Origin of the sequence: Nostoc sphaeroides, from assembly GCF_003443655.1 — a bacterium.
GTDB classification, from domain to species: Bacteria; Cyanobacteriota; Cyanobacteriia; order Cyanobacteriales; family Nostocaceae; genus Nostoc; species Nostoc sphaeroides.
This window is the reverse complement of record NZ_CP031941.1, coordinates 3,753,101-3,766,852: the sequence shown is the minus strand read 5'-3', so window position 1 is coordinate 3,766,852 and position 13,752 is coordinate 3,753,101. Positions and strand designations below refer to the sequence as shown.

The 13,752-nt window shown below is 41.1% G+C and carries 12 protein-coding genes; 7 read left to right on the top strand and 5 right to left on the bottom strand.

Annotation, left to right across the window (positions count from 1 at the left end; genetic code table 11):
- Nucleotides 1-311 precede the first annotated feature (311 nt).
- Nucleotides 312-1,289, top strand: a complete 978-nt coding sequence (locus D1367_RS16565; RefSeq protein WP_118167408.1) for a carbohydrate kinase family protein — start codon at nucleotides 312-314, stop codon at nucleotides 1,287-1,289.
- On the opposite strand, the gene D1367_RS16560 is transcribed toward D1367_RS16565, so the two are convergent.
- From D1367_RS16560 to D1367_RS16550, 3 genes are all read right to left on the bottom strand, one after another.
- The gene (locus D1367_RS16560) at nucleotides 1,286-2,050 is read right to left on the bottom strand and encodes an HIRAN domain-containing protein (RefSeq protein WP_118167407.1); all 765 of its coding nucleotides are present in this window, start codon (nucleotides 2,048-2,050) and stop codon (nucleotides 1,286-1,288) included. The genes D1367_RS16565 and D1367_RS16560 overlap by 4 nt on opposite strands.
- On the bottom strand, nucleotides 2,047-2,958 hold the full coding sequence (locus tag D1367_RS16555; protein WP_118167406.1) for a HipA domain-containing protein: 912 nt from the start codon (nucleotides 2,956-2,958) through the stop codon (nucleotides 2,047-2,049). Before D1367_RS16555 ends, D1367_RS16560 begins: the two co-directional genes overlap by 4 nt.
- A 64-nt stretch (nucleotides 2,959-3,022) precedes the next feature.
- Nucleotides 3,023-3,703, bottom strand: coding sequence for a polysaccharide deacetylase family protein (locus tag D1367_RS16550; protein WP_118167405.1), 681 nt, complete (start codon nucleotides 3,701-3,703; stop codon nucleotides 3,023-3,025).
- 329 nt (nucleotides 3,704-4,032) lie between these two features.
- Between D1367_RS16550 and D1367_RS16545 the strand changes: the two genes are divergently transcribed.
- The 4 genes from D1367_RS16545 (at nucleotide 4,033) to D1367_RS16530 (ending at nucleotide 8,852) form a co-directional block, all read left to right on the top strand.
- Nucleotides 4,033-4,980: an RnfABCDGE type electron transport complex subunit D gene (locus D1367_RS16545; protein ID WP_118167404.1), complete on the top strand. Its 948-nt coding sequence runs from the start codon at nucleotides 4,033-4,035 to the stop codon at nucleotides 4,978-4,980.
- 104 nt (nucleotides 4,981-5,084) lie between these two features.
- Nucleotides 5,085-6,515 (top strand): DUF2330 domain-containing protein, encoded by a 1,431-nt coding sequence (locus D1367_RS16540; RefSeq protein ID WP_118167403.1) that lies wholly within the window; start codon nucleotides 5,085-5,087, stop codon nucleotides 6,513-6,515.
- Between the two features lie 117 nt (nucleotides 6,516-6,632).
- The gene (locus D1367_RS16535) at nucleotides 6,633-8,021 is read left to right on the top strand and encodes a DUF2330 domain-containing protein (RefSeq protein WP_118167402.1); all 1,389 of its coding nucleotides are present in this window, start codon (nucleotides 6,633-6,635) and stop codon (nucleotides 8,019-8,021) included.
- A gap of 180 nt (nucleotides 8,022-8,201) precedes the next feature.
- Nucleotides 8,202-8,852 carry a sigma-70 family RNA polymerase sigma factor gene (locus D1367_RS16530; RefSeq protein WP_118167401.1) on the top strand — a complete coding sequence of 217 codons (651 nt, stop codon included), beginning with the start codon at nucleotides 8,202-8,204 and terminating at the stop codon, nucleotides 8,850-8,852.
- A gap of 473 nt (nucleotides 8,853-9,325) precedes the next feature.
- On the opposite strand, the gene D1367_RS16525 is transcribed toward D1367_RS16530, so the two are convergent.
- Both D1367_RS16525 and D1367_RS16520 read right to left on the bottom strand, forming a co-directional pair.
- Nucleotides 9,326-9,481 (bottom strand): ribbon-helix-helix domain-containing protein, encoded by a 156-nt coding sequence (locus D1367_RS16525; RefSeq protein ID WP_118167400.1) that lies wholly within the window; start codon nucleotides 9,479-9,481, stop codon nucleotides 9,326-9,328.
- Nucleotides 9,482-9,769: 288 nt separating this feature from the next.
- On the bottom strand, nucleotides 9,770-10,708 hold the full coding sequence (locus D1367_RS16520) for an alpha/beta fold hydrolase (RefSeq protein ID WP_118167399.1): 939 nt from the start codon (nucleotides 10,706-10,708) through the stop codon (nucleotides 9,770-9,772).
- A gap of 163 nt (nucleotides 10,709-10,871) precedes the next feature.
- Here D1367_RS16520 and D1367_RS16515 point away from each other — a divergent pair, with 163 nt between their 5' ends.
- On the top strand, nucleotides 10,872-11,762 hold the full coding sequence (locus D1367_RS16515; RefSeq protein ID WP_118171526.1) for a shikimate dehydrogenase: 891 nt from the start codon (nucleotides 10,872-10,874) through the stop codon (nucleotides 11,760-11,762).
- Nucleotides 11,763-11,954: 192 nt separating this feature from the next.
- Nucleotides 11,955-13,742 carry an RNA-directed DNA polymerase gene (locus tag D1367_RS16510; RefSeq protein ID WP_220450959.1) on the top strand — a complete coding sequence of 596 codons (1,788 nt, stop codon included), beginning with the start codon at nucleotides 11,955-11,957 and terminating at the stop codon, nucleotides 13,740-13,742.
- Nucleotides 13,743-13,752: the final 10 nt, after the last annotated feature.

Here is a 13,752-nt window from a genome sequence, read left to right as displayed (position 1 = left end):
AGAAGATTCTTTTGTTGGGAGGGGTTTCAAGTGTTAGCTGTAATCCGATTGTCAATATTTTCTTTGGATTTAAAGTTGGCAAAAATCTAAATCATTAAATTTTGTTGTATTATATTATACTAACTTTTTTTAAAATTGTTAGTGTAAACTCGTATATTAATTAGGTGAGATTCAGAAGCATATAGATGTTATGTAGTAATAAAAAATGCTATTTCATTCTATGAAGGGCTGGCGACAGATTAGCGAAAATTGTTGTAGATTTTATACTGTAAATTACTAATCCAAAATCGAAATCTAAAATCTAAAATAAAATGAGCAATCCCCGTGTTTTGTGCCTCGGTGAAGTTTTGTTTGATTGTTTAGCCGATCAATTGGGGCTAAAGCTAGAAGAAGTAAAATCCTGGACTCCCTATCCAGGAGGGGCACCAGCTAACGTAGCCTGTGCTTTAGTCAAGCTGGGGACTAAAGCAGGATTTATCGGAGCCGTTGGTGAAGATGAACCAGGGAATGAACTGGTCAAGCTATTACAAGATGTAGGTGTAGAGACAACGGGTGTACAACGCCATCCTACAGCACCAACGCGGCAAGTTTATGTTACACGGGATTTAGCAGGCGATCGCACCTTCGCCGGATTTGGTAAGTATGACACCGCAGAATTTGCCGATACTCGCCTGCAAGCTAAACAATTGCCAAATTCGCTATTTCAAGAGGCAGATTTTCTGGTTTTGGGTACTTTAGAATTAGCCTATCCTGAAAGTGAAAAGGCAATTCACCGCGCCCTAGAGTTAGCAGAACATTACGATTTGAAGATTGTGCTGGATATTAATTGGCGGCCTGTATTTTGGGACGAGCCAAATATAGCTCATCAAAAAATTCCAGAATTATTTAAGCGAGTCGATTTCCTGAAACTCTCCAAAGAAGAAGCTGAATGGTTATTTGAAACCGCAGATCCCGGAGCCATCACTTACCGTCTAGCTTCAATTGAGGGAGTGTTAGTAACAGATGGAGAAAACGGTTGTAGCTACTGTTTGGGTGAGAACGAGGGCAAATTACCTTCCTTTTCCATACCTGTAGTTGATACAACTGGCGCAGGCGATAGCTTTTTAGCAGGATTCATCCACCAATTAAGTCAGCATGGCATCCACAGCTTGCGGGATGCCGAAACCGCAAAACGCATCGTCACTTATGCCAGTGCTGTTGGGGCACTGACTACCATTAAACCAGGTGCGATCGCTTCTCAACCTACAGATGCAGAAGTCCAAGCTTTTCTAGCCTCTCATCAACTTTAAGAACTAGCATAAGCCATTGGGATATCAGCCACCAAAGGCTGATACTCCCGACTAGAAAATGGACGAAAATCCTCATGCCATTCTGCGGTCATATTGCACAATAAACGTAGTTGAAGTGTTGTGGGTAATGGATTCACGCGCTCAACTTTTACTTTTAGAAGTTCTGAATTTTTGCTCTTGAGTTTAAAAACATCATCCACAATATACCGAGGACAATAACCTACGATGTGATGATCCTCAGTGCATAAGAGCAATGCACGCGGGTCATGAGGATTTTGAAATTCGTTAGCTAAATATAAGAGTTCACCCGTTTGTAATTGATTAATCCGTTCAGTTGCACAAGCAGGAAGGTGTCGCAGTCCATGTGCAAAAAAATGGATATGGTATAAACCATTCTCATCTGGTTCTGGACAGGGGAAAACTTCAAAATAATCTGTTACCTTGCGTCCACCACTCCGAGAAAGGATGCTAATTGGATCGTCTTCTCCTTCTGGAATATTTAGCGATTCAATATAATCTTTATAGTCAGGGCGAGAGGGTCGCATTAATCGATTAGAAAACAAGGGGAATAGTTCAACTGATGCGTATTCTTTGTTCAAGTCTGGGAAGGAATATAATAGCTGAAGATTATGTTCAGTTTGAGCTTTAATAGCACCTTGCGTATATACAAAGTAATATTTTTTTCCGTCAAATGTTAAGCGACCAATGGGAAGCCAAGCGCGACTTTTAGGATCTTGCCAAGCTAAAAAAAGTGTTTTCATAGTAGGGTGTCCAGCAGCTTAGTTTGATTTAACTCCAATATCTTTTGTGCAAATTCAATTGCTGTTTGCGATATGCGATTAGATGGAATACATTCAAAAAGCTCTAACGTATCATTGCTTGACACCCTTGCTAGATTATTTAACCATACCCTTGCTGCATCTGGATAGCGCTGTTGCGCTTCACGAAATGCATTCAAAGTCTTGAGGGTTTTTTGGTCACCAACTCTAGCATACAACGCAGAATTACATTTTTCTACATACGCTTGTACAGAAAAGCCAGCGTCTTTTGTGGTTAATCTGTTTTTTCTTTTAGAATCAGGCTCGTTCCTACCGAGACAGGAGGCGTGATCGTAGGTTGGTGCTAAATAAATCTTCTCTTCTAAACTGATGAATGCCCAATTTTCATGGTGTCGATCGCTATTCCCGATCCAAGCATCTAAAAGTAAATACCCAACAAAAGTTTCTGTTGCATAACTAATTCTCTCTGGTGGTGTCCAGTCGATAGGTAAATTAACTGAAGCATCTCCGATAGCATTGAATACATTATCTATTGTGTGTTGGGACAAGTCTTTAGAATCTTGTGGATAATTAGATACTATCCGAGCCAGAACTTCATTACCAAGGGTCAGGATTCCACCTTCTTGAGACGGTAAAAATGAGGGTGAAATGATGCCATTTTCGCCATTGTATACCGCCAGTTCATAATCAGCATGAGGTAGCCCAAGCAATTCGCACAACTCGGCTGCAATCTTCTCTGCCCAATCTTCTCCTGTGTTTGGTCTAGCTTTCTTAAATAGACAACGACCTAGATCGTGATAACGAAACCAAAACTTTTCTTTTGTTCCCAAATCCTCATCAGCCTCTGGGGCATCTAGGGGAACCTCAATAAGAGGAAACTGCTCTGGCATAATTTATGAGAAAGCCTGATTTAGAGCGAATTATTAACTTTATCTATGCTTAAATGTGTAACGATCAATGGTTAGTCTTTGCTTGCTGCCATAGAGTATCAACAGTCACAAACTCATAGCCTTGTTGTAGCAGTTTCGGAATGAGAATTTGGATTGTGGCAGCAACATCTTGTCCACCGCAAGCACCATCATGTAAAACAATCAATGAACCATTTTTGACCTGCTGCATAATTCGCTGTACCACAGTGGTTACACCTGGTCGCACCCAGTCTTCTGGTACAACACTCCACATAACCGGGCGGTAATTCCACTGAAATAACAATTTTAAAGTAGCAGGCGTAAATAAACCATTGGGGGGGCGGACATCTCGCACTTGTTCAGGTTGCAAGTTGCAGGCATTGTAGATGGCAACTTGGGTTTTTTCTAAACAGTCCTTCAGGTCATTTGGGGAAAGCATGGCAAAAGAGCGATGATCGTAGCCATGCAATCCGATCCAGTGGCCGCTTTCGCTAACGGCTTTGGCGATCGCTGGTGAACGGTTGACGCAAACACCCAACCAAAAAAAACTCGCTGTAATCTTGTAACGATCTAACACTGCCAATACTTCTGGTGTGTATTGAGGATGGGGCCCATCATCGAATGTGAGGGCGATCGCTTTCGTATTGGGATTTCCAGCCCAAAGGCAGTTGGGAAAACTCGGCTGGAGAATCCGGTAGAAAATTGGGAATAGGGGAGCTAGCTGCATAAAGTTTTTTCTTTTTTTGCGTAATCTTGCATAAATACACTGATTACTTAATGTTGATAACTGTTAAACGTGGGAACCATAGCTTAAATCGCTTATATCTAGAACTTACTGTACAAACAGAGAGTTTTAGGTATAAGCCCTCCTTATAGTTTCAACCATCAGAGCGATCGCTTGGGTATGGTAATCACTACTCCAAAATCAGTTGCAAAAGGTCGCCTGGAGAATGTCAATACTCTATTTTGTAAAAAATCTGTAAGAGCAATAGTTTTTGACCTAGCACTCGTCTAAATTGATGATAAATCTCCGAATAAACACTGCATGAAAAGTTAATGTTGTTCAAAGATATACGAGATTATCAAATTTCATTTCTGGGCTTGTTCCTAGTCGTGGGAATCAGTACACGAGACTGGACGTTGCGACCAGATTTGATTGGGGTATTGATCGCGACTTGTTTAATAACCCAATCGGTATTGTCATTTGTCATTAGTCATTGGTCATTGGCAAACAACATAGATGCCTCAGGGGCTTCTTGCAGGGTAGGACAAATGACTAATAACATAGACGCTTCTGCGGCTTCCCGCAGGGTAGGACAAGTTACGAATCTTCGCAGTGCTTTAATTACCTCACTAGGACTCAGTTTACTGTTGCGGGCTGATCACTGGACGACAATGGTATTAGCAGCAACAAGTGCGATCGCTAGTAAATTTCTCTTTAAATTTGGTGATAAGCATTTCTTCAACCCTGGTAATTTTGGCATCATTTCCGCCTTAGTTCTCACCTCCGATGCCTGGGTTTCGCCGGGACAATGGGGTGAAGAGTGGTGGTATGCACTGTTATTTGTCGGGACTGGGGGCATGACTTTGCAGCGCATTGGTCGCTGGGACACCACAGCCGCTTTTTTGGGTAGCTATTCCTTGCTAGAAGCGATTCGCAATCTCTGGCTGGGTTGGACTTGGGATGTTTACTGGCATCGCTTGATGAGCGGCTCGTTGTTGTTGTTTGCCCTATTTATGATTACAGATCCGCGATCGATTCCCAATTCTCGAATTGGGCGGGTAATTTGGGCAGTTTGCATCGCTGGATTAACTTTTATCCTGCGGAATTATTTCTTTATTCCCACCGCAGTCTTCTGGGCACTATTCATCCTTGCCCCGTTGAGCATTCTCATAGATATTCTTTGGTTAGCACCACGATTTTCTTGGCAAAAGGGAAATGAGGGAGATGAAGGAGATAAAGGAGATGAGGGAGAACTTTTACTTAGTACTCCTAACTCCTAATTCTTGTACGATTAATCGCGTCTCTACTCCTAATTCTTGTACAGACGCGATTAATCGCGTCTCTCATAACTCCTAAATCAGCATTTAATATGGAGGTCTAAAAAATGAAGATTTTTCGACTTTTAACACCATTACTGTTGACAATTGTCGCAGTATTTTGTTTTGCACCCGCAGCTTGGGCATTTTGTGGATTTTATGTAGCCAAAGCTGATACGAAGCTGTATAACAAAGCTTCTCAGGTAGTGATAGCACGGAATGGCGATCGCACCGTCTTGACAATGGCAAACGACTACCAAGGCGAAGTCAAAGATTTTGCGATCGTAGTACCAGTGCCAACGGTGCTGCAAAAAGACCAAGTTCGTGTAACTGAACCGACGATTATCGAGCGCCTAGATGCTTTTAGTGCCCCGCGATTGGTAGAATATTTTGACCCAAATCCTTGTCCGCCACTACCAATATTTTCCGGAATAGTAAATTCATCAGAAGGAGTAATAAATATTGATGAATCTGAGACATTTACTAATCCCGATTTGGGTGTAACGGTCGAAGCGAGTTTCAACGTGGACGAATACGACATCGTGATCCTGAGTGCTAAAGAATCTGGCGGGCTGGAAACTTGGCTGACACAAAATGGTTACAAAATCCCTCAAGGAGCGAAACAGTTACTTCAGCCCTATATCCGTTCCTCAATGAAATTCTTTGTTGCCAAAGTCAACTTAGATAAATTCGAGGAATCTGGCTACCAGCTTTTGCGTCCGCTACAAATTTCTTATCAATCACCCAAGTTCATGCTGCCAATTCGTTTAGGCATGATCAATGCTAAGACAGAGCAGGATTTAATTGTCTATATCCTCTCGCCCCAAGGAGAAGCACAACTCACTAACTATCGGACGGTGAAAATCCCCTCCAACGTCAATCTTCCCGTGTTTATCAAAAATGAGTTTGGTGAATTCTACAAATCCTTGTTTCAAACTGCTTACACCAAAGAAGGCAAGAGAGTCGGTTTTCTCGAATACGCTTGGGATATGGGTAGTTGCGATCCTTGTGCTGCCAATCCCCTTACCCAAGAGGAACTCAAAGAAGCAGGCGTATTTTGGCTAAATGATAATTCTCTAAGTAAGCGAGGTAAGGTTATACCAATCAAGGTTATACCAAGCACGGTTATACCAATCACGGTTACACCAATCCCCAGGTTTGCTCCTCGCGCTTTTAACAGTAACGTCTTCATCTCCCGTCTGCATGTCCGCTACACCCGCGACACGTTCCCTGAAGACTTGACTTTCCTACAAACTGCCAACCGTGAATTATTCCAAGGGCGTTATATTTTGCAATATCCATTTGAAGGGGAAGTTAAGTGTGAGGCAGGTAAAGAATACAAACGGTCTTTACCCAAGCGTTTTGAACAAGAAGCGCAGACTCTAGCTAGGTTAACCAACGGAAATATCCAAGATATTCGCAACAAAATGAAGTTGAGTGTCGGAAACCTCACATACTCCTGGTTGGAAAATGTCCAGTCCTGGTTTGGATTTGATTAAGGGGATTGGGGGGAGCAGGGGGAGAACTTTTACTCATTACTCCTAATTCTTGTACAGACGCGATTTATCGCGTCTCTCCTAACTCCTAACTCACCATTTAATATAGAGGTCTAAAAAATGAAGATTTTTCGACTTTTAACGCCATTACTGTTGACAATTGTCGCAGTATTTTGTTTTGCACCCGCAGCTTGGGCATTTTGTGGATTTTATGTAGCCAAAGCTGATACGAAGCTGTATAACAAAGCTTCTCAGGTAGTGATAGCACGGAATGGCGATCGCACCGTCCTCACAATGGCAAACGACTACCAAGGCGAAGTCAAAGATTTTGCGATCGTAGTACCAGTGCCAACGGTGTTGCAAAAAGACCAAGTTCGCGTTGCCCTACCCAGCATTATTGAGCGCCTAGATGCTTTTAGTGCGCCGCGATTGGTGGAATATTTTGACCCAGATCCTTGTGCCCCACTACTACTATTTAACAGAGCAATTCCACAAGCAGCAGTAAATCTAAATATTGGTGCGGCACAAGTTCAGAGAAGCGATCGCGATTTAGGTGTAACAGTCGAAGCGAGTTTCAACGTGGACGAATACGACATCGTGATCCTCAGCGCTAAAGAATCTGGAGGACTGGAAACTTGGCTGACACAAAATGGCTACAAAATCCCTCAAGGGGCAAAACAGTTACTTCAGCCCTATATCCGTTCCTCAATGAAATTCTTTGTTGCCAAAGTCAACTTAGATAAATTCGAGGAATCTGGTTACCAGCTTTTGCGTCCGCTACAAATTTCTTATCAATCACCCAAGTTCATCCTGCCAATTCGTTTAGGCATGGTCAATGCTAAAACAGAGCAGGATTTAATTGTCTATATCCTCTCGCCCCAAGGAGAGGCACAAATCACTAACTATCGGACGGTGAAAATCCCCTCCAACGTCAATCTTCCCGTGTTTATCAAAAATGAGTTTGGTGAATTCTACAAATCCCTGTTTCAAACTGCTTACACCAAAGAAGGCAAGAGAGTCGGCTTTTTGGAATACGCTTGGGATATGGGTAGCTGCGATCCTTGTGCTGCCGATCCCCTTACCCAAGAGGAACTCAAGGAAGCTGGCGTATTTTGGCTAAATGATAATTCTCTAAGTAAGCAAACTAAGCCTACACCAATCCGCAAGTTTGCTCCTCCCCCTTTGAACACTAACGTCTTCATCTCCCGTCTGCATGTCCGCTACACCCGCGACACATTCCCTGAAGACTTGACTTTCCTATCAACTGCCAACCGGGAATTATTCCAAGGGCGTTATGTTTTGCAATATCCATTTGAAGGGGAACTGAAGTGTGAGGCAGGTAAAGAATACAAACGATCTTTACCCAAGCGTTTTGAACAAGAAGCGCAGACTCTAGCTAGGTTAACCAACGGAAATATCCAAGATATTCGCAACAAAATGAAGTTGAGTGTCGGAAATCTCACATACTCCTGGTTGGAAAATGTCCAGTCCTGGTTTGGATTAGATTAAGGGGAATGGGGAGCAGGGGGAAGTGAAAGGCTTGATGCAGATTCTTTTTCCCCTTTTCTCCCTGCAAGAACTGCCCCTTGTCCAATGCCCAATGCCCAATGAATAAATCTTGACGAAAATTTTTTAGAGTGTTGTTATACGCAATACTAAGATATTCTTGCTTTCTTCGCCAAGATTCTCATGGTTCAATTCGATGAACACCTACGCCGCTTAGTTAGCGAAGCCTGTCAACACCCATCTGGAAGTCCTCAGCGTCAGAAGCTGCTCACGCAAATTATTCGCTTGAGTGCAAGTAGACTATGGAGAGAAAGTACCCCTTATTATCAAGACGCACTACAACAAACTTGGTTGTATTTTTGCCGCAATGTTTGTGAAGGTTTGACGGGTCAAACCTATAATCCTACTTATGGCAGTGTGATCACCTGGCTAAATGCTTACCTTAAACGGAGACTACAAGACTTTTACATTAACCAGAACCGGGAACAAGCCATAACAATCCCTCTTTGGGTTCGTCAGTCTAGATCGGGTGGAACAAGTGAAACCATTGATCCTGTAGATAACCTCCCAGCTGCGCCCCAACCACCTCCCATTCTGGAAGACTTGGAGATATGGGCTAAGACAGATTCTGAAGGAGAACTTTGCGGTAGTTACATCAAAGGGCGTCCAGATGTAAATTGTCAGGTATTAATTCTCAAACGCCTACCCCCAGAAGTTAGCTGGAAAGAATTATCTGAAGAATTTGGACTGTCAATTCCGACATTAAGCAGTTTTTATCAGCGCCAGTGTCTACCACGTTTGCGTAAATTCGCCGAATTACAAGGATTATTATAAAAAATACGTTGTTTCAGGCTTTTCTTAATTCTCCTGCGATGCCTACGGTGGTCACTGAGCCTGTCGAAGTGCGGTAAACTACGCAAATAGACCATGCTGTACGGAACATTGCTAATTGGTGTCAACTTAATGTAAAAACCAGTCTAGAAAAAGCTTTTAGGATTGCCTCGTCAAGAGTCTCCGACTGGGAATGCCTAATTAGGGGCTGCCGCCTCAAGATTAGCGGCAGAGCCGCAATTGATCTGCATTTCCAGTCTCCGACTGGAAACGAGATTTGAAAAGGGTTTTAGCTTAAGTTGACACCAATGAGCATTGCTATGCCCTTACGAAATATGTGGTCACTTAGCTGAATCAAAAAGAAGCCTCTCGCCTACCCGGAACGGGAGGCGATGAGATGAATTTTTGGGCGATGATAGCGACGCGGAAAGCGAGTCATCGAGCGTCGGAGTCCCACCCCTGAACAATATTTGATTTTAATCAGATGGGTGATGGGGTGGGCGACGAATCGCCAAATTCCTAATGTATTCGCGAATAATATCTGTTTTGGTTCTTCCCGTTTGTTGGGCATAGCTTTCTAGTATTTCCATTTCTGATTGCTCTACACGGATATTTAAATTTACTTTTGCCATTGCAATGTAACGATATTTTCATTACAATAATACTAGATGGCAAAGCCGAAAATGCTGGTCATCTGTTTGCAGAACCTTGAAAACTCAGAGTATCGGGTTCTACCCAGTAACAGACACTGCTGTGTCGCCACTGTGGGTAGGTAAAACTCTGACAGTACATAGGTGTTGAACATTTTTGTACAAGTTCTAACTGTGCAAAGGGGCATCTCGTGCAGTCTAAACAAAGCTCAGTTAATGTCCGACGGGATACCGGGAGTCGCTGAGAAGCCCACACTGTACTGCTTGCAGTCAGTGTGGGAGTATGTCACTAATAGACAAAACCCAATCACCTAAAAGTTGGTTTACTTTATCGGGTATTTCATCATGGGGACAATGACCGGCTGTTAGGAAATGTTCTCTAAGTTCAGGATAATATTGACGAAACTTTTGGGAACGTTCTCTAGCATTCATCCAAGGGTCAGCTTCTCCCCACAACATCAATAATGGACAAGTTAATTGCTTTAGTAGCACATCAACTTTCTCCCCTTGAGGAGTGCTAAAGACTGACACAAATACTTCCATTGCACCAGAATCGTAAGCAGGGCGAGCAATTTCTTCTACTAATTGATCTGTAATTGCACTTTTGTCAAGATAAACTTTTTCTAGAGTTTGGCGAATTACCCAACCTTGTCGCACGTATTGAAATAACAAAAACTGGGCTAAAGGTTGTTGAAAAATCCACTTAGTGCCGTCACCAAGAAGTTTCTGCAAAGTAGTGGGTTGTTTGGGAGGCTGAAATTCTGATTGTAAAGCTTCAGGCTCAGATGTCGGTTGGCTTTCGCTAAAAGGCCCTGCACTATTGAGCAAAACTAAACCAGCCGCACTGTCGGGACGTTGCGCTGCAACACATAAGCTAGCATAGCCACCAAGGGAATTACCCGCTAATACTGCTTTTTGACCAATTACTTCAGTGATAAAATCATGGAGTTGGTCACGCCACAAGTCTGCGCTATACTGCAATTTCGGTTTTGCCGATCGCCCGAATCCTAAAAGGTCGATCGCAAATACTTCAAAATCTTGACACAATCCTGTGATATTCTTGCGCCAGTGGTCTGTGGAAGCACCAAATCCATGTACCAAAAGCAAGGGCGGACGTTGCGCTTGCTTCTCGGACGCACGCACGTAGTAAACGTTGTGCCCGCGCCACTGCCAATATTTACCAGGAATTGGGGCTGTAGTTGCCTGCATGATTTAAAGAATTGTTAAGTAGCTTTAATAATTGTAGGCTAGTTCAAGGAGTAGGGAGTTAGGAGTTAGGAGTTAGGAGTTAGGAGTTGTAACACTTCTTTTCCTAATGCCCAATGACAAATGACAAATGACAAATGACAAATGACAAATGACAAATGACAAAATGATTACAGGCAAAACTAAGCTATTAGGGGTAATTGGATATCCGGTGGAGCATTCGCTCTCGCCAGCGATGCATAATGCTGCGTTAGCGAAGCTCGTCGTAGACATCGCTCATTTAGGATTAGATTACGTTTATCTTCCCTTTCCTATAGCACCACAGAATTTAGAAATAGCGATCGCAGGTTTTGCGGCTATTGGGGTTGTCGGTTTTAGTGTGACAATACCTCATAAACAGGCAATTATGCCGCTCCTTTCAGAAATTACCCCTGTTGCTCAAGCTATAGGCGCAGTGAATACTGTTAGTCGCCAAAATAATCAATGGGTGGGGACAAACACAGATATAGAAGGATTTATTGCTCCTTTGCAGACGACATATAAGCAAGATTGGAGCCAGAAGGTAGCAGTAATTTTAGGCAATGGTGGCGCAGCTAGAGCAGTTGTCGCAGGTTGTCACCAACTAGGTTTTGCGGAAATTCATGTTGTCGGGCGTAATGTGCAGAGATTACAGGAATTTGGCCATAGTTGGAACAATTCACTTATAAGCGAAAACTTACAAGTTCATCAATGGGAAGAATTGCCCCAGCTAATTCCCCAAGCTAATTTGCTGGTAAACACAACCCCCATAGGTATGTTTCCCAAGGTTAATGAGTCGCCTTTGAGTGTAGAAGAAATAGCGAATTTACCAAAGGGTGCGATCGCTTACGATTTAATATATATCCCTAAACCGACGCGATTTCTAGAGCAAGCACAAAAACAAGGCGCAATTGCGATCGATGGATTAGAAATGCTAGTTCAACAAGGGGTAGCTGCATTAAAAATTTGGTTACAGCAGGAAACTGTACCTGTGGAAGTCATGCGCCAAACATTGCAAAAGCATTTAGGTTTGGGTTGATGGAGAAATAATTTGATCGCGCTGCATAGCGGCAAGGGTAAACTCAATGCGCGAACACTGACGTTTACTCCATTAATTTTGCCAACTAGGCGTTGATTGTTAGTGGGTATTCTTCATGCCGCACGAGTCTGAAAACGCTCAAATCTCACAACCTTCACTTTGCTGTGTGATTGTTGGAGGATGCGGTGCGAATTGGGCAGAACAGCAGATGTTAGATTAGACTTACTAAAAACCGATAAAAGCACTTTTAATATAGACAATCTAATGAATAAAGATTTTTTGATTGACCAGATAAGAAAGAGAGAAGTTTTTGAAAGAGCTTATGTATATGCCATATCGTACAGAATTACTCATGATTCTTACTGTAACTTTATTGAGATAGATTACTATAGGCAAAATAAAGAGAAGTTGTTTAAAGAGATTGAATCATCTCTTGAAAATCCAAATTTATATGATGCAGAAACTGCATTTTCTTACTATCTACCAAAATCAGATATGTTCTTCAGGAGAATGATATACACTCCATTTAAAGACTTAGTAATTAAATTTATTTTTGTGTCTGTATTAGCTGAATTATTGGACTTTACGTTTGTTCAAACTTGCTTTTCATATCGCCTTGAGAGAAATATTGAAAAAAAGAAGAAATCCAAGGGAAATTTATATAGGTATTACTATGAAGGTGTTAAAGAATTTATCGCTTGGCAATTATCACAAGTTGAGAACAGCAGTTGTATGTTGAAAACCGATATATCGTCTTTTTATGATTCCATATCTCACGAATACTTGCTATTAGCGATTTCAAAACAAATTAATATAGCAAAAGACACACATTTCTTAATTCTTTTTGGTAAAACTTTGAAGTTCAAAATCTGTTACTACTCAATTGTGGATGGGAAACTAAGTGAAACATATAATAGTCAAGGTATACCGATAGGAAATGAAGCAGAGGGATTTATAGCCAATATATTTCTGAAGGAAGCTGACGAAGCATTATTTAACTTGGGTATAAACTTTGGAAGATATGTAGATGATTTCCGTATTTTTACGAACAGTAAAACTGATGCGGTTAAAGCCTCAATAATATTACAAGAATTTCTTTTAAAAATAGGGGTAAATTTAAACGCTTCTAAAACCAAGGTTATAGAAGCTGAAGAAGAAATAATTAATTTTATTGAAGAGTCAAAGGAAAGTGGAGTTTCTGCAATGCCATTTCAAGAAGAGGAATATGATGAAAGCAAGCAAGAAAAAAAGCTAAATAAAACATACATAATAAAAGAAATTGATTCAGAAAAAATAAGTATGCATAAAGAATCTTACTATTTAGAACATCAAACAGTATTTTTAAAAATAGAAGATATTAATAATGAAGATAAAGCAAAACAGTTTGGTAAGTTTTTAAATGAAATTCCATTAGGTATAGAGCTAGAAACTCAAATATTTAGTGAGCATATAGAATGGCTATACCAATTATCTAAAATGTATCCAAAACATGGAAAATTATACTCTTGGTTATTTGTAAAGTTTTTATCTCAAGATTATAGTGATGATGTCCAGAGGATTAGCCTTAAATATCTTTTCGCTGTATTTGATGATGAGCTTATTAATACATTTATCAAGACTAGAATCATTCATCATCTAGTTAAGCCACGAAAGGGGGCATTAACGTATATAGAAAGAATATCAGCAAGAAAAAATTTAAGAGAGAGGATTATTGAACATATAACTAAGTTAATGAGAATCACCTGTATGGCATTGCAATTAAATTGTATATATGCTTACTATTTGCTTTTCAAAGATCATAGATATGTGGAAGATTTTGTATCGAAAAGTTTAAAACGTCCAATACCAGAACCAATTCAAAATGCAGTTTATCAAATTGGAACTTTATGTTTCCAAGGCTCTTCAAGGTTGGTTTCTTTTGAAGAAATTTTGGAAGAGAGTGAAATAGAATATGAATCTGAAAGTATTATTTTCCAGTGAAATAGATACA

Excerpts from the sequence above, each read along its gene's own strand:
- D1367_RS16550 (WP_118167405.1), bottom strand. The coding sequence starts at position 3,703 with ATGCAGCTAGCTCCCCTATTCCCAATTTTCTACCGGATTCTCCAGCCG.
- D1367_RS16565 (WP_118167408.1), top strand. The coding sequence starts at position 312 with ATGAGCAATCCCCGTGTTTTGTGCCTCGGTGAAGTTTTGTTTGATTGT.
- D1367_RS16525 (WP_118167400.1), bottom strand. The coding sequence starts at position 9,481 with ATGGCAAAAGTAAATTTAAATATCCGTGTAGAGCAATCAGAAATGGAA.
- D1367_RS16560 (WP_118167407.1), bottom strand. The coding sequence starts at position 2,050 with ATGAAAACACTTTTTTTAGCTTGGCAAGATCCTAAAAGTCGCGCTTGG.
- D1367_RS16555 (WP_118167406.1), bottom strand. The coding sequence starts at position 2,958 with ATGCCAGAGCAGTTTCCTCTTATTGAGGTTCCCCTAGATGCCCCAGAG.
- D1367_RS16545 (WP_118167404.1), top strand. The coding sequence starts at position 4,033 with ATGTTGTTCAAAGATATACGAGATTATCAAATTTCATTTCTGGGCTTG.
- D1367_RS16515 (WP_118171526.1), top strand. The coding sequence starts at position 10,872 with ATGATTACAGGCAAAACTAAGCTATTAGGGGTAATTGGATATCCGGTG.
- D1367_RS16540 (WP_118167403.1), top strand. The coding sequence starts at position 5,085 with ATGAAGATTTTTCGACTTTTAACACCATTACTGTTGACAATTGTCGCA.
- D1367_RS16535 (WP_118167402.1), top strand. The coding sequence starts at position 6,633 with ATGAAGATTTTTCGACTTTTAACGCCATTACTGTTGACAATTGTCGCA.
- D1367_RS16520 (WP_118167399.1), bottom strand. The coding sequence starts at position 10,708 with ATGCAGGCAACTACAGCCCCAATTCCTGGTAAATATTGGCAGTGGCGC.
- D1367_RS16530 (WP_118167401.1), top strand. The coding sequence starts at position 8,202 with ATGGTTCAATTCGATGAACACCTACGCCGCTTAGTTAGCGAAGCCTGT.